This is a genomic window from Calidifontibacter terrae (assembly GCF_054778835.1).
Genome location: NZ_BAAGZF010000002.1, coordinates 72,512 through 91,453 on the forward strand (window position 1 = coordinate 72,512; position 18,942 = coordinate 91,453).

At 66.7% G+C, this 18,942-nt stretch carries 16 protein-coding genes; 9 read left to right on the top strand and 7 right to left on the bottom strand.

Annotation, left to right across the window (positions count from 1 at the left end; genetic code table 11):
* The first annotated feature begins 77 nt into the window (after positions 1–77).
* A complete protein-coding gene (locus ACYU98_RS03040) occupies positions 78–1,118 on the top strand; it encodes an AraC-like ligand-binding domain-containing protein (RefSeq protein ID WP_460466713.1) in 1,041 nt (346 codons plus the stop codon).
* Here the strand turns inward: ACYU98_RS03040 and ACYU98_RS03045 are convergent.
* From ACYU98_RS03045 to ACYU98_RS03070, 6 genes are all read right to left on the bottom strand, one after another.
* The gene (locus ACYU98_RS03045) at positions 1,086–2,189 is read right to left on the bottom strand and encodes a ScyD/ScyE family protein (protein WP_460466714.1); all 1,104 of its coding nucleotides are present in this window, start codon (positions 2,187–2,189) and stop codon (positions 1,086–1,088) included. The two genes, ACYU98_RS03040 and ACYU98_RS03045, sit on opposite strands and share 33 nt — an antisense overlap.
* 111 nt (positions 2,190–2,300) lie before the next feature.
* A complete protein-coding gene (locus ACYU98_RS03050) occupies positions 2,301–3,101 on the bottom strand; it encodes an ATP-binding cassette domain-containing protein (RefSeq protein WP_460466715.1) in 801 nt (266 codons plus the stop codon).
* Positions 3,098–4,138 (bottom strand): ABC transporter permease, encoded by a 1,041-nt coding sequence (locus ACYU98_RS03055; RefSeq protein WP_460466716.1) that lies wholly within the window; start codon positions 4,136–4,138, stop codon positions 3,098–3,100. The genes ACYU98_RS03050 and ACYU98_RS03055 overlap by 4 nt, the downstream gene beginning before the upstream one ends.
* A 3-nt stretch (positions 4,139–4,141) precedes the next feature.
* Complete coding sequence (locus ACYU98_RS03060; RefSeq protein ID WP_460466717.1) at positions 4,142–5,134, bottom strand: substrate-binding domain-containing protein; 993 nt, start codon at positions 5,132–5,134, stop codon at positions 4,142–4,144.
* 142 nt (positions 5,135–5,276) lie between these two features.
* Positions 5,277–6,152 (bottom strand): TIM barrel protein, encoded by an 876-nt coding sequence (locus ACYU98_RS03065; protein WP_460466718.1) that lies wholly within the window; start codon positions 6,150–6,152, stop codon positions 5,277–5,279.
* 55 nt (positions 6,153–6,207) lie between these two features.
* On the bottom strand, positions 6,208–7,212 hold the full coding sequence (locus ACYU98_RS03070; protein ID WP_460466719.1) for a Gfo/Idh/MocA family protein: 1,005 nt from the start codon (positions 7,210–7,212) through the stop codon (positions 6,208–6,210).
* A 97-nt stretch (positions 7,213–7,309) separates the two neighbouring features.
* Between ACYU98_RS03070 and ACYU98_RS03075 the strand changes: the two genes are divergently transcribed.
* The gene (locus ACYU98_RS03075) at positions 7,310–7,546 is read left to right on the top strand and encodes a biotin/lipoyl-binding carrier protein (protein ID WP_460466720.1); all 237 of its coding nucleotides are present in this window, start codon (positions 7,310–7,312) and stop codon (positions 7,544–7,546) included.
* A 128-nt stretch (positions 7,547–7,674) separates the two neighbouring features.
* On the opposite strand, the gene ACYU98_RS03080 is transcribed toward ACYU98_RS03075, so the two are convergent.
* Positions 7,675–9,147 (bottom strand): CCA tRNA nucleotidyltransferase, encoded by a 1,473-nt coding sequence (locus tag ACYU98_RS03080; RefSeq protein WP_460466721.1) that lies wholly within the window; start codon positions 9,145–9,147, stop codon positions 7,675–7,677.
* 58 nt (positions 9,148–9,205) lie between these two features.
* Between ACYU98_RS03080 and ACYU98_RS03085 the strand changes: the two genes are divergently transcribed.
* From ACYU98_RS03085 to trxA, 7 genes are all read left to right on the top strand, one after another.
* Positions 9,206–9,691, top strand: a complete 486-nt coding sequence (locus tag ACYU98_RS03085; RefSeq protein WP_460466722.1) for an NUDIX hydrolase — start codon at positions 9,206–9,208, stop codon at positions 9,689–9,691.
* 14 nt (positions 9,692–9,705) lie between these two features.
* On the top strand, positions 9,706–12,072 hold the full coding sequence (locus ACYU98_RS03090; protein WP_460467405.1) for a DUF6049 family protein: 2,367 nt from the start codon (positions 9,706–9,708) through the stop codon (positions 12,070–12,072).
* Positions 12,069–15,731: a murein biosynthesis integral membrane protein MurJ gene (murJ, locus tag ACYU98_RS03095; protein ID WP_460466723.1), complete on the top strand. Its 3,663-nt coding sequence runs from the start codon at positions 12,069–12,071 to the stop codon at positions 15,729–15,731. The genes ACYU98_RS03090 and murJ overlap by 4 nt, the downstream gene beginning before the upstream one ends.
* Complete coding sequence (gene sigM, locus ACYU98_RS03100) at positions 15,728–16,285, top strand: RNA polymerase sigma factor SigM (RefSeq protein ID WP_460466724.1); 558 nt, start codon at positions 15,728–15,730, stop codon at positions 16,283–16,285. The genes murJ and sigM overlap by 4 nt, the downstream gene beginning before the upstream one ends.
* A 171-nt stretch (positions 16,286–16,456) precedes the next feature.
* The gene (locus ACYU98_RS03105) at positions 16,457–17,416 is read left to right on the top strand and encodes a hypothetical protein (protein WP_460466725.1); all 960 of its coding nucleotides are present in this window, start codon (positions 16,457–16,459) and stop codon (positions 17,414–17,416) included.
* 102 nt (positions 17,417–17,518) lie between these two features.
* Positions 17,519–18,478: a thioredoxin-disulfide reductase gene (trxB, locus tag ACYU98_RS03110; protein ID WP_460466726.1), complete on the top strand. Its 960-nt coding sequence runs from the start codon at positions 17,519–17,521 to the stop codon at positions 18,476–18,478.
* A gap of 61 nt (positions 18,479–18,539) precedes the next feature.
* Positions 18,540–18,863 carry a thioredoxin gene (trxA, locus tag ACYU98_RS03115; RefSeq protein ID WP_460466727.1) on the top strand — a complete coding sequence of 108 codons (324 nt, stop codon included), beginning with the start codon at positions 18,540–18,542 and terminating at the stop codon, positions 18,861–18,863.
* Positions 18,864–18,942: the final 79 nt, after the last annotated feature.

Below are 18,942 nucleotides of genomic sequence, written 5' to 3' on the forward strand. Positions count from 1 at the left end.
AGCCTGACACGCCCTCACCGGAGATGAACCCCAGGAAACTCACGGCGGCGATCCGCCGGAAGTTCTACAGTCATTTCATGCCCTCCACGGCAGATCATTCGTGGACGACCGAGGGAGTCGCCGTCCACGAACAGTTCCGGGTCTGGCAACAAATCGTTGACGAGGTTTACTTGCCGGTGACGCTCGAGCGCGCCCTGGAGGTCGACGGTTTCTCCTCGAGTCTGGCGGCCAGGCAGGTCGGCGATCTCGGCGTCACTCGTCTACGCTCCGAGGCCCAGTCGGTGAACCGCACCCCGGAGTTGGTGGGCCTGGCCCCCGGGGACCTCTACTTCCTGAACCTGCCGACCCGCGGCCACGGGCTGGCGATCCAGGACGGCCGCCGGGTCGCGACAGGCCCGGGCGACTTCGTCCTCATCGACGGCGCACGGCCGTTCAGTCTCAGTTTCGCTGCCTCATTCGATCAAATCACGCTGACCATTCCGCACGCGATGCTCGACCCGCTGCTCGCGCAACCCGCTGACTGCACCGGCCGACTGATTTCGTCGGCCAGCCCGGTCGGCGCGATCGCGTCAGCGGCCGTACGAGCTCTGGCCGGAAACCCTGCCCGCAGCGACAACCGGGCCATCCGTGGGGTGACCGGGCACGTGCTCGGGCTCGTGGCGCTCGCGGTGAGCGACGCCGTTCCGCAGCCCCAGCAGGACAGCCGCTGTCAAACCCTGCAGGCTGCGCTCGACGAGATCGACCGGTCGCTGTTCGATCCCGCGCTACATCCCGCCGACGTGGCCGCCCGCCTCTGCATCTCGGTGAGTTACTTGACCAAGCTGTTCGCGGCGCAGGGCACCAGCTTCTGTCGGGTTCTGCTGCACCGCCGGCTCGACCGGGCGTACGAATTGCTTGCCGTCGGCGGAAACGAACCGGTTGCTCGCGGCACCGTCACCCAGGTCGCGTACGCCTGTGGTTTCGCCGATCCGGCCCACTTCGCGCGGGTCTTTCGGGGCCGGTTCGGCATCACGCCCACCCAGCGGCTGGCTGCTGACAGAGCGAGGCCGGGTCGCGCCCCCACGACCCGGCCTTCTCCCCTGCGCTCAGCGCCTGATCTGCTTCAGGTGCTGCAGTGAGCCCGGGCCGTTGACGGTCCCGGTCTCGAAATCGACATCCGCCAAGGTGCCGAACCAGAGCGATGACCCTTGGGTTTCCACGGACAACGGGCTGGCCACCGAGTGGGCCGTCCACCGCTTCGATCCGTTGATCCCAGTGATCTTGCCGCCGAATAATTCCGCCACGAAGACCGTCCCGTCGGGGCGGACCGCCAGGTTGGTGGCGCCGAGGAATCCGCCGGCGACCAGCCACGACTTCCCGCTGGTCGGGCTGACCCGATAGACCGAGCCGCGCGCGCCCAGGCTGGCATCCTCCGGGCCACCAGGCAGGGTGCTCACCCACAGCTGGCCACCCATCCACTCGACGTCGGTCGGCACCGGCTCGAAGGCGTACGTCACTCCGGCGACGCAGTCCGGTAGTCCGCCAGCCGCGACCATCTCAGCGGTGATCGTGATCGGCTGCGTCGGCAGCAGCGCGAGGGTGGAGATCTGCCCGCTCGCCGTCACCTCCAGGATGTCGTTGCCAGCCGCGTCGGCCACCGCCCAATTGCCGTTGCCCATCCACGCGACGGCGTACGGGTGTGCATCGACGACTCCGGTATAGGTCGCCGGTCCGCCGGTCAGTTGGCCGAGCACCGCTTCCGCGCACGGGTTGCCACCGGCGACGATCCCGTAGGTGACGCCCGCGTCCGGGTTGCGGGTGGCTTCGTACGTTCCCAGATCGACCCGCAGCGGCTTGTCCGGGCCGACGATCTGCAGGTACGCGCCACCGCTGTCGATGCCGGTGTAGGCGTACGTCCGGCCGTCCGGTGAGACGTCGATCCCGTCGGTCTCTCCCCCGGTCGAGGCAAGGACCGTTTTGTGGCCCTGCTGGTCGTACTTCGTGACCGTTCCGACGAGGCCGTCGGTGGCGTAGACGTTCTGGTGGTTGACCGCGAGCTGAAACGGCGCCAACACGCTGTCGTCGATCGTGGTGCTCCAGTGGTGGCCCGCCTGCGCGTGGCCGGCGGCGTTCGCTGCCGGGGCTCCGGCAACAGCCAGCGAAAGTGCACACGCGACGGCGAGTGTGCTGGTTGAACTGCGTAATCTCATTGGGTTCCCCTCCCTGTTCGACCTGCGAGACTCATCGTCGCGCCGCTCGGGCGGGGGATCCAAGGACGGGCGCGCACTGCTGCTTGTCCGTGGGCGTACGAGGGTCTGCGCTCAGCCGCCCAACTCGTGCGACAGCGCCTCGAGCTCTTCGCCACCGGCCATCTGCGCCGTCAACTCATCCAGGCTGAGATCGGCGCGCGGCTTGTCGAGCACCACCGCGCCGAGCTTCAGAACGACGAAGCGGTTTCCGACGAGGTAGGCGTGATGGGGATTGTGGGTGATGAAGACGACGCCGAGGCCGGCGTCGCGAGCCTTGACGACATATTTCAGGACCACCCCGGACTGGCGAACGCCCAGGGCCGCCGTCGGCTCGTCGAGGATGATCACCTTCGCGCCGAAGTAGATCGCGCGCGCGATGGCCACACACTGCCGCTGACCGCCAGACAGGGCACCGACCGGCCGATCCAGGTCGGGGATGTTGATCCCCATCTTTGCCAGCTCCGCGCCGGCGATCTGCTTCATCTCGCTGATCTTCAGCAGGCCCAGTTTGTTATGTAGTTCCTTGCCGAGGAAGAAGTTGCGCCACACCGACATCAGCGGCGCCAGCGCGAGATCCTGGTAGACCGTGGCGATACCCGCGTCGAGCGCTTCGCGCGGCGACTTGAAATGCGTGAGCTCGCCATCGACGTACATCTCGCCGGCGCTGTAGTCGTGCAGCCCGGCCATGATCTTGATCAGTGTCGATTTTCCGGCACCGTTGTCGCCCAGAACGCAGGTGACCTCGCCCGGGCGCACGTCGAGATCGACGCCGGCAAGAGCGTGAACGTTGCCGTAGGACTTCCCGATGTCGACCAGCCGCACCAACTCGGCGGTGGTATCGGGCGCCTTCTCCTCCAACGGAACTCCAGTCATCGCTTGGCCGCCTCCCGCCGGATCCAGGTGTTCAACAAGGTCGCGCCGACGAGCATCACACCCAGAAAGGTCATCAGCCAGTCGGGGTTCCAACCGGCATAAGTGATGCCCAGGTTGGTCATGCCGTAGATCAGGGCGCCGAGCGATGCGCCGACGACCGACCCGAAGCCACCGGTCAGCAGGCAGCCGCCCACGACTGCCGCGATGATGTAAATGAACTCGTTGCCGACGCCGCTGCTGGTCTGCACCGAGTCGAAGTTGAACAGGATGTGCATCCCCAGCAGCCACGCGCAAAACGCGACGAACATGTAAAGACCGGTCTTCGTACGTTCGACCGGCACCCCGACCGCGCGGGCCGCGGCCTCGTCGCCACCGGCGGCCTGGATCCAGTTGCCGACGCGGCTGCGCAGCAGCACCACGGCAGCGACCACGGTCAGGATGAGCCAGAACAACAGCGTGACCTTCAGGTTCACCGACCCGAGGTTGATCTCCGTCGCGAACACCTTCTGCGCCGACGCGAAACCGTCCATGTCGGAGATCCGCGGCGAGGTGACGCTGCCGACGATCAGCTTGGTCAGCGCCAGGTTGCAGCCCTGCAAGATGAAGAAGGTGCCGAGCGTCACCAGGAAACTGGGCAGCTTCGTACGGTGTAACAGCCAGCCGTTGAACGCCCCGACAGCGAGCGCCAGGACGAGCGACAGCAGGATCCCGATCCAGATGTTCAGGCCGAACTGCCAGGCCAGGATCGAGGCGGAAAGGGCCGAGGTCGTGACCGCGACACCGGCGGAGAGGTCGAACTCGCCGCCAATCATCAGCAGGGCCACCGGAACAGCCATCATTCCGATGGTCGAAGCCTGGTAGAGCACCGTTCCGGCATTAGTCAGATTGCGGAACGGCCCGGCGACGGCCATGAACAGCACGAACACCGCGATGGCGCCGACGAGCGCACCAATCTCGGGGTAGGACAACAGCCTCGCCAGTGCTGGCCGGGTGGCGACCCGCTGGTCGTCACCCGGCCCTGCTGCTACGTCAGTCATTCGTCAACGGGTTCCGCCGGCGGCGAACTTGGCCACCGCGTCGACGTTGCTCTTGTCGACGAACGCCGGACCGGTGAGGGTCGGTTGACCGCCACCGATCGTGTCGCCGTTGGTCTTGTAGAGCCACAGCGAGTCCACCGCGAGGTAGCCCTGCAGGTAGGGCTGCTGGTCGACTGCCCACTCGACGTCCCCGGCCTGAATGGCCTTGACCAGGTCGGCGTTGGTGTCGAAGGTGCCGATCTTCGCGCTCGAGGAGGCGGCCTTCTTGGCCTTCACCGCGTTGAGGGTGATGTCGGCGTTCAGACCGATGACCCAGTCGATGCTCTTGTCCTGCTGCAGCTTCGCGGTCACCGAGGAAAGAACCGACGGGAGGTCCTTGCCGTTGACATAGAGGATCTGAGTGCCTGCCACCTTCTCCTTCACGCCTGCGCAGCGGTCTTCAAGACCGACGTTGCCCTGCTCGTGGATGATGCAGAGCGGCTTCTGCGCACCGGCGGTCTTGATCTTGTCGCCGACCGCCTCGCCGGCAACCTTCTCCGGCTGGCCGAAGAAGCCGACCATGCCGAAGCTCTTGTAAACGTCCGAGCCGGAGTTCAGACCGACGACCGGGATCTTGGCGTTGACCGCGTTCTTGACCGCGCCGCGCATCGCGTCGGGCTTGGCCAGCGTGAGGGCAATGCCGTCGACCTTCTTGTCGACGGCCGCCTGCACCAGCGAGGCCTGCTTGGTGCCGTCGGGGTCTGCGGAGTATTCGAGCTTGATGTTGTCCTTGTCCGCGGCCGCCTGCGCACCCTTGCGAACGAGGTCCCAGAACGTGTCACCCGGGCCGGAGTGGGTGATCAGCGAGACGGTCATCCGGGGGGTGGTGGCCTTCCCCGCGCCGGCAGCGGCGGTGGTGTTCTCCGCCTTCTTGCCACCCGAACTGCTGCACGCAGCCAAACTCATCGCGGCAACCATGGCGACCGCCATGGTCCTCATCACCGGCTTACCAGTCATTTCTGTTCCTTTCCGTCACGCCCTCGGGACGGGAATCGTGTCCGCTCTGGAGTCTTGCAGCCCGGGTGCGTCAGCGGACGTCACCACACCAGGCGTTGCCACAACGTTGCGATCTCAGTTCCGACACTCTCAGTCGACACGCTCAGTCCGACACGATGTGCAGCAGGTAGTTCACCGACGTCGCAACGTCGGCGAGCGGATCACTGGTCTCGCTCTCGTCCAGCATCGTGTCCTGCTCCAAGACGTACCAGCCGTTATAACCGGAATCCTCCAACTGCTCCACGATCCGCGCGATCGGAACGTCACCGTGGCCGAGCGGAACATACATTCCGGCCCGTACGGCGTCGGCGTAGGTCATCCGCCCCTCGCGCACCGCGGTCGCCAGCTCCAGACGTACGTCTTTGAGGTGTACGTGGCCGATCCGGTCAGGTGCATGCTCGGCGAGTTTCACCGGATCGCCGCCGCCTATCAATAGGTGGCCGGTGTCGAGACAGAGCGCAATGCTGCTGCCCTCCAGGACGCGCTGCGCGTCAGCACCGGACTCGATCATGGTTCCGACGTGGGGGTGCAAGGTCGCCCGGAGCCCGATCTCCTGGCCGGCCCGATCGATGCGATCCAGGTTGTTCAGCAGGGTCGCCCACTGGTCCGCGGTGAGTTCGGGTCGGGTGTCATAACCCGCCAGACCGGTCGCCGCCGCAATGACGACGGTGTCGGCCTGCGCGCAGACCAACGCGTCGATCGCGCGCTGCACCTCCGGGAGCGGGTCGATCGCCGCGTCGTGCAAGACCACCGGGACAAACTGGCCGACGCCACGCAGGTCGTAGTCGGCCAGCTTCTCGATCTTCTCCTGCGGGTTATCCGGCAGGAACCCTTCGGGTCCGAACTCCGTTGCCATCAGGCCTAATTCGGCCATTTGGCCCAACACAACGTCAGGCTCGAGCTGTCGACCCCACCCCGGAACCTCGCAGACGCCCCAGCTGATGGGGGCCGCTGCGATCCGGGAGGCGAGCGCGCTCATGCTGTCGGATTCCCCGCGCAGGATCGGAGCGACGCAGCAGCGGACCTCATGGGCTTCATGCCGTGGCGACCTCGTCCATCGAGACCACCCGGTTGCCGGCGCGCGACATCTCGCAGGCTTCGGCGATCCGGAACGCCTGCAGGGCGTCGGCGACGGTGCAGGGGCTCGGTCGCTTCCCGGCTGCGACATCGAAGAAGGCGGTGAGCTCGGCGACGTAGGCCGGCTGGAAGCGCTCCATGAAGGTGGTGTGGACCGGGCCCTTCGGCCAGTCGATCCCGCCTTCGGCCGACTGCATCGCCAGCGACTCGTCGAGGCCGACACACATCGAACCCTTGCTGCCGAACACCTCCGTACGGACGTCGTGGCCCTGGCCGTTGTAGCGCGTGGAGGAGATCTGCACCACGGTGCCGGAGTCGAGGGTCAGCATCGCGCCGCCGGTGTCGTAGTCACCGGCTTCCTTGAAGAAGTCGGCGCCCTGGTTGCCACCGGTCGCGTAGACCGTCGCGACCTCGCGACCCGACACGAACCGTACGACGTCGAAGTCGTGCACGTTGCAGTCGCGAAAGATGCCGCCCGAAGTGGGGATGTAGCTGGCGTGGGGCGGGTTCTGGTCGAGGGTGTGGCTGCGGATCGTGTGGATGAAGCCGAGCTCGCCGTCGGCCACCGCGCGCTGAACCCGCTGATAACCGCGGTCGAAGCGGCGCTGGAAGCCAACGTGAATGGGGGTGTCGCTGTCCTGCGCGAGTCGGGTCAGTTCGATCGTCTCGGCGAGGGTCGCTGCGACGGGCTTCTCACAGAAGGTCGCCACCTGCGCGGTGATGGCCTGGCGCAACATCGGGGCGTGGCCCGGGGTCGAGGTCGTGATGACCAGGCCGTCGAGACCCGCCGCCAACAAGGCCGCCTCGGAGTCGACGACCGTGGCGCCCAGCTCGGCGGCAACCTTCGCGGCCTGTTCGGCATTGACGTCATGGACGACCAACTCATCGACAGCGTCGAGTGAGTTCAACGTCGCGGCGTGGAAAGCGCCGATGCGCCCCACCCCGGTCAGTCCGATGCGCATGCGGGTTCCTCTCCCGAACGTTTTGTTTGTCAGAACATTATGCAGGTGGGCCCGCGGATACCAGCGGGTATGGGGCATCGGTGCCAAGATGCTGCGCATGAGCCCCTTCTCCCGCCCAGCTCGCCAGGACATCGTCAGCGACCTCGTCGCCAACGTCGCGCAGGTCCACGTGCAGGTCGGTGACAAGGTCGAGGCCGGCCAGGAGTTGGTGTTGCTGGAGTCGATGAAGATGGAAATCCCGGTGGTGCCGGAGTGGGAAGGCACCGTCACCGACGTACGCGTTGTGCCCGGCGATGTGGTCCAAGAGGGCGACATCCTCGTCGTCCTGGAGTGACCTGCCCGTGCCTGCCCGTGCCTGACCCCTCGCGGATCACCACTCATCAAAGGCGGGTTCTTCGACCAGAGGAGCTTTGCAAACCGCCGCTAGTCGAGAAACCCTCCTCTGGAGCGGCTGACTGAGGGCTAAGCCCGCTCCGCCCACCACCGCAGCAGCTCCGCGCGGGCAGCTTCCTCGCCGACCGGCCCCGCGTCCAGGCGGAAGGCCAGCAGGTGCTTGTAGGCCTGCCCGAGCACCGGCCCCGGTTTGATGCCGAGCACCTCGGCGATCTGGTTGCCATCGAGTTCAGGCCGCACCTTGCCCAGTTCCTCGGCCTCCATCAGCCGCGCGATGCGCCGCTCCAGGTCGTCGTAGGTTGCCGCGAGCGCCGCGGCCTTGCGCCGGTTGCGGGTCGTGCAGTCGGAGCGGGTCAACAGGTGCAGGCGGGGGAGCTGATCGCCGGCATCGGTGACATACCTGCGTACGGCGGCGTCGGTCCATTCGCCTCCGCCATAGCCGTGGAAGCGCAGGTGCAGCTCGATCAGCCGGGTGACGGCTTTGGTGGTCTCCTTGTCGAACCGCAGCTCCCGCATCCGTTTGCGGGCCAACTTCGCGCCGACGATCTCGTGATGGTGGAACGACACGCCGCCTGCGGTCTCGAACCGGCGGGTGGCCGGCTTGCCGATGTCGTGCAACAACGCGGCGAGGCGCAACACCAGGTCAGGTCCGGCGACCTGCATCGGCTCCGCGAGCCCCTCGACGGTCCGCGACCCCTCGAGTGCGATCGCCTGATCGAGCACTGTGAGGGAATGCTGGTAGACGTCCTTATGGCGGTGGTGCTCGTCGATTTCCAGCTTCAGCGCGGGCAGCTCGGGCAACACCTGCTCGGCCAGCCCGGTGTCGACCAACAGTTCCAACCCCTCATGCGGGTGGGAACCGACCATCAACTTCACCAGTTCGTCGTGCACCCGCTCGGGCGACACGATTGCGATCGTCGCGGCTCGCTCAGTCATCGCCCTCACGACAGCCGGCGCAGCGGTGAAGCCCAACTGCGCCACGAACCTTGCGGCCCGCATCATCCGCAGCGGGTCGTCACCGAAGGACACCTCGGGGGCGGCCGGGGTGATCAGTTCGCGGCGCGCCAACGCACCCAGCCCGTCGTACGGGTCCACGAACTCCAGGTCGGGCAGCCGCATGGCCATCGCGTTCACCGTGAAGTCACGGCGCAACAGGTCGTCGTGCAGGTTGTCACCGAAGGCGACCACCGGCTTGCGGGTAACCCCGTCGTACGCGTCGGCGCGGTAGGTGGTGATTTCCACCTTCGCGTCGCCCTTTTGCGCCCCGATCGTGCCGAACTCCCGGCCGATGTCCCAGGTGGTTGAGGCCCACGGCTTGAGCAGCGCCTCGGTCTGCGCAGGCGATGCGGAGGTCGTCAGGTCGATGTCATGGCTGTCGCGCGCAAGGAACGCATCGCGTACGGGTCCACCGACCAAGGCCAGTTCATGACCCGCGGAGACGAAGATCTCACCCAGTTCGGTGAGCAGGCGAAGGTGCGGCGCAAGGTGTGCAACGGCGCGCTTGCGCAGCGTTGCGAGGGAGGGTTCGGGCTGGTTCTGCACCGTCAAAGGTTAGGTCGAACTCTTCGTTCCAACAGCATCGCGTGGTTACAGTGACGGAATGACCCTCCAGATCCCTCGAGCCAGTCGCCCCATCCGGCGACTGCCGTCGTTGGAGGAGATTTCCGCGGGCGGCGTCGTTATCGACGTTCGCGAGGGTGTGGCCTGGCTGGCTCTGATCGCCCGTTATAACCGCGCTGGTCGGCTCGAGTGGTGCCTGCCCAAGGGCCATGTCGAGGCTGGCGAGACGCTCGTGGAGACCGCCGTACGCGAGGTTGCTGAGGAAACCGGCATCCACGGGCGCGCGCTGGTCACGTTGGGCACCATCGACTACTGGTTCTCGACCCCTCGATTTCGGATCCACAAGCGGGTGCACCACTATTTACTCGAAGCGCTCGCCGGTGAGATCACCGTCGACAACGATCCTGATCAGGAAGCGGTCGACGCGGCGTGGTTCCGGTTGGACGAGGTTGATGCCCGGCTGACTTTCGCCAACGAGCGTCGGATCGCCCACATGGCCTGGCGCCGCCTGGCCGGCACACCCTGAGCGGAGTGACCCGCATGCGCGCAGGCGCTGCCTGGATCGTGGCTGTCCTGTTGCTGCTCGGATTCGGCCTTTTTCTGCCCGGAACGGCCCAAGCTACCGACACCGCGACCGTACGGCTTGATCCGACAGCATCGTTGATCAGCAGCGGGGCCTCCGATCTGGTCGTCAAAGGCACCATCAGCAGTGGAAGTGCCCTGTCGAACGCAACCGTCGCGGTGAATCTGTCGACCCGGCTAGTCGACACCGTCAGCACCGTCGGATCTTGGTACGACGGAACCTCCAAACCCGCGATGTCGCAGGTCGGCACCACCCACGTGGGACCGGTCACGGCCAACGGCTCCGCTTCGTTCACGGTGACCGTGCCGAAGGCGAAGTTACCGACCGCGTACAACCTCGCGGCCTTGCCGATGAGCATCACCGTCTCTGACGGCGGTCGCTCGGTCGGCAGCTTGCGCACCACGATGGAACTTCAGCGCAAGGCACCGACGACCCCGATGGCCCTTGACGTGGTGGTCCCGCTGACCCTGCCCGCCGACCCGGCTCTTTTCGGTCCGACCGGCGACGCGCGGACCGCCGCGTGGGTCAGGGCGATCGGGCCGGGTTCGCGGGTTAACCGGCTGCTGACCGCATTCCAGGGGCTCCCGGTCACCTGGGTTGTCGACCCTGCCCTGCTCGAACCGGCCGCCGCCAGCGACGTGAACGTGCCGGCCGCGCCCTCGGTCGCGACCGACACCCAGTCGCCGGCGCCGACCACCTCCTCATCCGCGCCGACGACAACAACCCCGACGACAACAACCACAACGGCAACACCAACAACGACGCGGCCAACGTCAACGTCTTCAACGACCTCGTCCGGCTCACCAACTGCTTCGTCAACTGCCGCTTCGACGACCTCCACCTCGTCAACCTCCGAGTCAGCATCGGCGAGCAACTCCGGGTTCACCTCGGTGGACATCTCCCAGGACCCAGCCGCGCTGTTGGGACAGTTGCTGCTGGGGCGGTTGCAACAGCTCGGGTCGGGCCAGTCGGTCTGGTGGACGGCCTATGACGACCCCGACGTTTCCGTGTTGCAGACCGCCAGCAAGCCACTGCTTCAACGTCGTCTGGCGATCGCCCTGCCCAGCGCCCTGTCGGCGATCAGCACCACCCGGGTGATTCTGCCGGTCGATGACCTGACCACCGCGTCGCTGACGGCCATCACCTCCGCCTGGAAGTCCGCGACCGGGAGTTCGCCGGTCGCGCTGCTCCCGCTGCGTACGGTCGCCAACAGTTCGTCCGCGATTCAGACCTCGCAGCGCAAGCTGTCCGGCACCGCCGGCGCGCTGTTCTACTCAGAAGACCTCACCACCGACCTGACCAGCACCGACCCGGCCACCGGCGCCCAGAAGTTCCTGGCCAACAGCCTCGCGATCTACCAACAGTTCCCGAGCCGGCAGCGCTCGCTGTCCGTCGTGCTCCCCCGCAGCACTACCGCGACCCCCGGAACGCTCGCCGCCGCCGTCCGCGCGACGACGGGGGCTGACTGGATGGCGACGCGCACCACCGCCCAGACCGACCAGGCCCTGCGCAGCGCGCCCTCAGCGACCCTGCTGCGTACGCCGCAGAAGCCACCCGCTCCAGCGCCTGCGACGCCGTTGGACCACGAACTGCTGTCAATTCTTGATCGCCAGCGCCGTCGGATGGATGTGATCTCCGCGATCCTGGTCGACTCTGACGACGTCGTCACGGACCGTTCCCGCGCCCTCGACGTGGTCGGCTCGACCCGCTGGCGCAGCCACGGCAGCGACCTGCAGGCCACCAGCGGTCTGCTCGGCGACGGGCTGCGGGGGATCGTGCAGAAGGTCTACGTGAAGCCTTCGCCGGTGAACTTCTTCGCCGATTCCGGCAAATTGCCTCTCACCATCACCAACGACCTCAACCGCCCGGTCCACGCCATCAGCGTCGAGTTGCAGCCGCGCAAATACCTGCTGCGGATCAAGCGACAGCCCGCCGCGGTGGACCTGCGCGCGAAGTCCCGGACCACCCTGAGAGCCGAAGTCGTAGCCATCGCCCCGGGCGATGTCACCGTCGACGTGCACCTCAGCGATTCGGCCGGCCGGCCGGTCGGCACCCCTAACGGAGTGACGCAACTCAAGGTGAGCGTGCGCCCCACGTCCAGCTGGATCTACTGGGTGCTCGGTATCGTGGCGGTGTTGGCGCTGGTCATCGGCCTGTTGCGCAGCCTGCGCAAGGGGCCCCGACGCCAGACGGTCGACCCGACGACCGGAACAGCTACACCGCGCGATGCGATCGTGGCGGCCAGTCGGCCCGCCGCCGTGCGCGAGGACGAACCGACCGACCACGACCCCCGTACCCCACACGAAGGCACTCCCGATCCATGACTGAGCAGGCCAAGACCGCCGGATCCCGATCCATCCTGCGATCCAGCGCGGTCATGGCCGCGGGAACTCTGACCTCGCGACTGCTGGGTTTGGTGCGCACCGTTTTGCTGGTGCACCTGTTGGGCGCGACCACCGCCACCGGTAACGCGTGGAACACCGCGAACACGCTGCCGAACATGATCTACATCCTGCTGGCCGGCGGGGTCCTGAACGCGGTGTTGGTTCCGCAGTTCACCCGCTCGCTGAAACACGGCGACGGCGGCAAGGCCTACACCGACCGGTTGCTGACCCTCGCGTTGACCATCCTGCTCGGCGTCACGATCGTCTTCACGATCTCCGCCCCGCTGGTCTACCGGGTGATGGACCTGCAGGGGCGTACGGCGGTCGGTGTCGGGACCGCGTTCGCGCTGCTCTGTCTGCCGCAGATCTTCTTCTACGGGCTCTACACACTGCTCGGCGAAGCCCTCAACTCTCGCGGCCGGTTCGGCGCCTTCATGTGGGCGCCCGCACTGGCGAACGTGGTCTCGATTGCCGGCATCGTCTGGCTGCTGGCCACCACCCCGAACGGCGACATGCTGCGCGCCTCGGGCTGGACCAACGGCCGGATCCTGGTGCTTGCCGGCACCGCCACGCTCGGCATCGCCGCCCAGGCGCTGGTCCTGATCGGACCGTTGCGCAAGGCGGGCTACTCGTTCAGCCCGAGCTTCCAGTTCCGCGGCGTCGGACTGCGTACGGCCTCGACCATCGCCGTCTGGGCGTTCGCCGCCGTCGTGGTCCAGCAGCTCGCCCAGATCGTCTCGATGAACGTCCTGAACAGCGTCCGCGAGGGCAGCGGCGGTTCGTTCACCCAGGCGCAGGCGTTCCTGCTGTTCATGCTGCCGCACTCGTTGGTGACGCTCAGTCTGGTCACCGCGCTCTACACCCGCCTGTCGAGGGCGGCGGCCGACGGCCGCGACGACGTCGTACGACGAGATCTCGACACCGGTCTGCGGCTCTCCGGTCTGGCCAGCATCGCGGTCTCGATCGGGGCGTGGGCGCTGATCATGCCGCTGACGCACGTGCTGTTCGACGCCAGCGATGCGGGCGCCATTGGGCGTACGACGATCGCGATGATGCTCGGCCTCGTGCCGTTCACCGTCTGCGTGCTGGAGCAGCGAGTTTTCTACGCGTACGAGGACGCCAAGACGCCGTTCTGGATGCAGGTGATCGCCACCGTCGTGCAGGTGGTCGGCATCCTGATCGCCGGCACCCTCCCGGACCACTGGGTCAGCCCGGGCGTCGCCGGCGCCGCGGCGATCAGTTACACGGTGCAGGCCACGGTTGGCTGGATCCTGCTGAATCGCCGGATCGGACCGATCAAGGTCTCCGGAGCCGTGCGGACCTACGCCAAGCTCGGCATCTCGGCGCTGGTCGCCACTGCCGTTGCGTACGCCATCCGTCTCGGGGTCGAACACCTCACCTCCGGGCGCACCGCCGCGCTCATCACGTTGGTCATCGGCGGTGGCCTGTTCCTGGTCGTCTATGTCGCCGTGGCCCGCGCGCTGCACGTCGCAGAGATCACCGACCTGGTCGACAGCCTGCGCCGCCGGCTGCCTGGCGGTCGGCGCGGTGGGTCAGCCGCGACCTCCACAGCTTCGACAGCGACCCCGCCCGAGGACGAGTCCGACGACTCGGACGGACCGGATGACTCCGACGACTCAGACCCCGAGCTCGAGCGTGACCCCTACGTCGACGCCGACCACACCATGGCCATTCCGGTGCAGGGCGTGACCACCCGGGCAGGCGTACGCCGCGTTGCCCCGGCGCGGCTCCCGCGTCGGCCCAGCGCGCCGACCGTGTCGACGCCGGTCGCTCCGCCCGCGACCTCGTTCGACACACCCCCCGCGACCTTGGTCGACGAGCCGAACGACCCGCAGATCCCGAGAGATGACGCGGCAAACCTTAGGATGGCCCCGACCGAGCGCGGTAGCGCAGCGGCCGCCGGCAACACCCCCAGCAATAAGGGAGATCAATCAGTGCAGGGCATCGAGGCCGGACGTGAACTGGCTGGGCGCTACGAACTGCTCCGACCGACCTCGTCGAACGAGCTCAAGGACACCTGGCAGGCCAAGGACGAGACCTTGGGCCGCGACGTCGTGGCCACCGTCTTCGCGGCCGACGCCGAGCATGCAGCCGCCGCGCTCGACTCCGCGCGCCGCGCCGCCATCGTCGAGGACCGCCACCTCCCGCGGGTGCTGGATGTCGGCACCGACGACAACCTTTCCTACGTCATCACCGAGTCACTCACCGGCGCTGAGTCCATCGCCTCGTTGGTGCAGTTCGACCCGCTTCCGGCCGAGGAAGCCCGCCGTGTTGTGGGCGAGGCCGCCAATGGCCTCCACACCGCCACCGGCCGCGGCCTGCACCACCTCGCGCTGACCCCCCACGAGATCGTTCGCGGAGTCGACGGCTCCATCCACGTTCTCGGCATCTCCATCGACGCTGCCCTCTCCGGCGACGACGACGTTCCGGGCGCCGAAGCCTCGCGCACCGACGCTGTCGCCCTGGTCGCGGTGCTTTATTACGCGCTTACCGGCCGTTGGTCGGGTGCAGCCCCGGCCGCGGGACTGCCCGAGGCGCTGCGTACGAACGACAAGGTCGCCCCGGTCGCCTCGTTGCGCCGCGGCGTGCCGGGCGACCTCGCGTCGCTCTGCGACAGCGTCCTGAACGACGACGAGGGCCCCCGTAGCCCTGGCGATCTGGCGCGATTGCTGGCCCCGTGGTCCTCCGAGCCCGTACGCAGTGACGACACCGGTGGCTCCAGCGTCGCCGCGGGTGCCGCAACGGGCGGTGCGACCGCTCTAAGCGCCGGTGGCGACGACACGATGGTCGGCGTCACGCGCCCCGAGGACCCCGACGCCACGCACACCTTCGATGCGACCGCGATGACGCGGCTGGACAAGGACGACGACTACGACCCGTCGTTCTCCGACCTGGAACCGCCGTTGCCGATGCTGTCGACCGGTGGCGAAGACCCCGACCAGAACACCAGCAAGCTGGCCCTGGCCATCGTGGCCGCCTTCGTGGTCGTTGCTCTGGTGCTTGGCATCATCGGTATCAAGGGCATCTTCAAGGGCGGTTCGTCGAGCACCAACGCGACCAACCCCTCGGTCAGCGGCCCGCTGAAAAGCGGTAGCGGATCGGCCACGAGTTCGACGAACTCCGCCGGTCCGGCTGGGCAGAAGGTCACCGTGTCGTCGATTACCAGCTTTGACCCGCAGGGCGACGGCAACGAACACAACGAACTCGCCAAGAACGTGCTGGATGGTCGAACGAGCACTCAGTGGGTCACCCACATCTACGGTCGCGCCGACTACGCCGGCGGCCGCAAGAAGGGCACGGGCCTGCTGCTCGACCTGGGCAAGTCGACCCAGGTCGGCTCGGTGCGGATCACCACGGCCGGCAACCCCTCGACGATCCAGGTGTTCGTTACCGATCAGAAGGACTCGATCGACGGCCTCACCCCGCTGGGCACGATGAACAACCAGACAGGCGCTCAGAAGGTCACCGGGAGTGCCCCCGTGACCGGCCGTTATGTCATCCTGTGGATCACTCAACTCAGCAAGGGAAACCAAGGCGGCTATCGCGAGAAGATCGCCGAAGTCGAGGTTCTTTCGTGACAAACCCAGAAACACTCATCGATCGCAGCGATCGTGATCTGCTCGCCGCTCACTGCGCGGGCGATCCCGACGCTTTCGGTGAGCTCTTCCGGCGCCACAAGGACCGCATGTGGGCGGTCGCCGTGCGTACCTGTCGCGACCCCGAAATGGCGGCTGACGCCGTACAAGACGGTTTCATTTCCGCCTTCCGCCGCGCGGACTCCTTCCGGGGCGAGGCTCAGGTCACCACCTGGCTGCACCGGATCATCGTCAACGCCTGCCTTGACCGGCTGCGCCGGGTGAAGCCGACCAGCGAACTGCCGGAATATGACCTCGCGGACAAGCGCGACGAGCACGCCAGTGCGGTTGCTCGACTCGACGTACGCGATGCCCTCACCAAGATCCCCGAAGCGCAGCGGTTGGCGCTGGTCCTGGTCGACATGCAGGGCCTGCCGGTCGCCGAGGCGGCCGCCGTGCTCGAGGTCGCCGAGGGGACCATCAAATCTCGATGCGCGCGCGGGCGAGCGGCCCTCGCCGACATCCTGCGCGACAAGCACGGCCACGGCTACCGCTGACCGCGCCACGGGCCGGCGTGCAGAAAGTTCCACGTGGAACGGAACCGTCGGTTCGCCGCCCTCGTCGCATTCCCCGACAGGCCTGCACCCTGCCGGCGTTGACATGCCGAACGGGCTCCTGCTGACGAAATAGTCAGCCGGATCAGTCTTGCAGTGACGGAAGGTTTCGACGTGAGCATGAGCCCCCCAACGGGATCCGCTGACGCCTTCGCGGACGACCACGATGGTGTCCGGGAGGTGTTGCGTGGGTTGCCCGAGCCTGGACCTATGCCCGCCGCCCTCGCCGATCGGATCACTCGATCCCTTGCCGAAGAGGGCCGGCGTCGCGCTGATCCCTCCGAACACGATGACATCCGCCGGTTGCTGGGCGCCGCCCCCGATCCAGGACCGATGCCCGACCTCGTCGCGCGTCGCATCGAGAATGCTTTCGCCGGTGAGCTACGCGCCACGCCGATCGACGATCAGAGCCGCATCCAAGAACTGCTGCGCGCGACCCCTGCGCCCGGACCCATGCCCACCGACGTCTCCGCCCGCGTCAACGAAGCGTTGCGAGTGGCGGCTGCCGAACGTGATGCGCCGGCGGAGAACGTACGACCCATCGGTTCCTCACGAGCTACTCCGGCCCGTTCCCATCGCCTGCGCCTGGTGGGCGGTCTGCTGGCGGCAGCGGCAGCGGGCGTGGTGGCAGTCACCACCCTGCCGCAGCTGATGAACTCTCAGGGCTCCGCTCCCGTCGCGAACGCTCCGGCAACCGCGGCACCGAGTGACTACCCCCCGGGGCTGGTCGACAAGATCCACGTGAGCAACACCGGCACCTCGTACACCTCGACCGCTTTCACCCAGCAGGCCGGCAGTTTCGCCAAATCGAAATCGACCCAGACGATCAGTCCGGAGCAGGCCGCCCTGTTGGGACCGGTCGCCACCAAGGAAGGCGCGCTGCGCTGCGCGGCATCGATCGGGCAGAGCCTCAAGGACAACCCGAACAAGATCAATGTCGACATCGCGACGTACGACTCGCAGCCGGCACTGGTGGTCGTGGTGACCAAGGGCAACACAGCCACCGCTTGGGTTCTCAACCGCAACTGTGACCAAAGCACCTCGCCGCTGGCCGGCCCGACCACCGTGAGCTGAACCACCGTCCACCGGGGTCGGCGGCGGGAATGATCGACCCTTACGATCGGTTGTGCATGAGGCGCCCGTGCGCAGACCGCTCGTTCCGACCCAGGGAGATTCGTGACCACCGACACCGCCGCTGACGCCCCGGTGCGCAATCTGATCATCGTCGGTTCCGGTCCTGCCGGGTATACCGCCGCTGTCTACGCCGCTCGAGCCAACCTGGAACCGCTGGTGTTCGAGGGTTCGGTGACCGCCGGCGGCGCACTGATGAACACCACCGACGTTGAGAACTTCCCCGGGTTCTCCGACGGGATCATGGGTCCCGATCTGATGGACCAGATGCGCGCTCAGGCCGAGCGTTTTGGTGCCGAACTGGTCCGTGACGACGTCACCGCGCTCGACCTCACCGGTGAGATCAAGATCGTCACCGATGGCGAGGGCAACAAGCACCGCGCCCACAGCGTCATCCTCGCCATGGGTTCGGCCTACCGCGAGCTCGGACTTCCCGACGAGAAGCGGTTGTCCGGACACGGCGTTTCCTGGTGCGCGACCTGCGACGGTGCGTTCTTCCGCGACCAGGACATCGCTGTGGTCGGTGGAGGTGACTCCGCGATCGAGGAAGCGACCTTCCTGACCCGCTTCGCCAAGTCCGTGACTCTCATTCACCGACGGGACGCGCTGCGCGCTTCGAAGATCATGGCCGAGCGCGCCACGTCGAACGAGAAGATCAAGTTCGCCTGGAACAGCCAGGTCGACGCGATCAAGGGCGACCAGAAGGTTGCCGGCGTAACCCTGCGCGACACCGAGACCGGTAATGCTTCGGATCTCGACGTGACCGGGTTGTTCGTGGCGATCGGCCACATCCCGCGCAGCGAACTGATCGTCGGCGAGGTCGACCTCGATGCTGAGGGCTACGTCCTCGTCCAGGGCCGAGGAACCGCCACCAACGTTGCCGGTGTCTTCGCCTGTGGTGACCTGGTCGACCACACCTACCGTCAGGCGATCACCGCAGCTGGTTCCGGATGTTCCGCGGCGCTTGACGCCGAGCGCTTCCTGGCCGACAAACTCGGTCACTGACTTGCTGAATTACTAAGTCCCACAAGCCTTTTCATCGACAAACACAAGCAGAGGAGTACCGATGGGTGCCATCAAGGAAACCACCGACGCAACCTTCGAGGCTGACGTCCTGAAGAACGACAAGCCGGTCCTGGTGGACTTCTGGGCGCCCTGGTGCGGCCCATGCCGCCAGCTGGCCCCGATCTTGGAGGAGATCGCCAAGGAGCACGACGGCCTGGAGATCGTGAAGCTGAACTCGGACGACAACCCGAAGACCGCCGCGAAATACGGCATCACCGGCATCCCGACCCTGAACGTCTACCAGGGTGGCGAGGTCGTGAAGTCCCTCATCGGCGCCATGCCGAAGCCGAAGCTGGTCCGTGAGCTCGAGCCCTGGCTCAGCTGACCATACCTGCTCTAAAAGTAGTGGCCCCCCGGTATCGGGTGGGCCACTACTTTTTTATTTGTTGGTGAATATCGCTGAG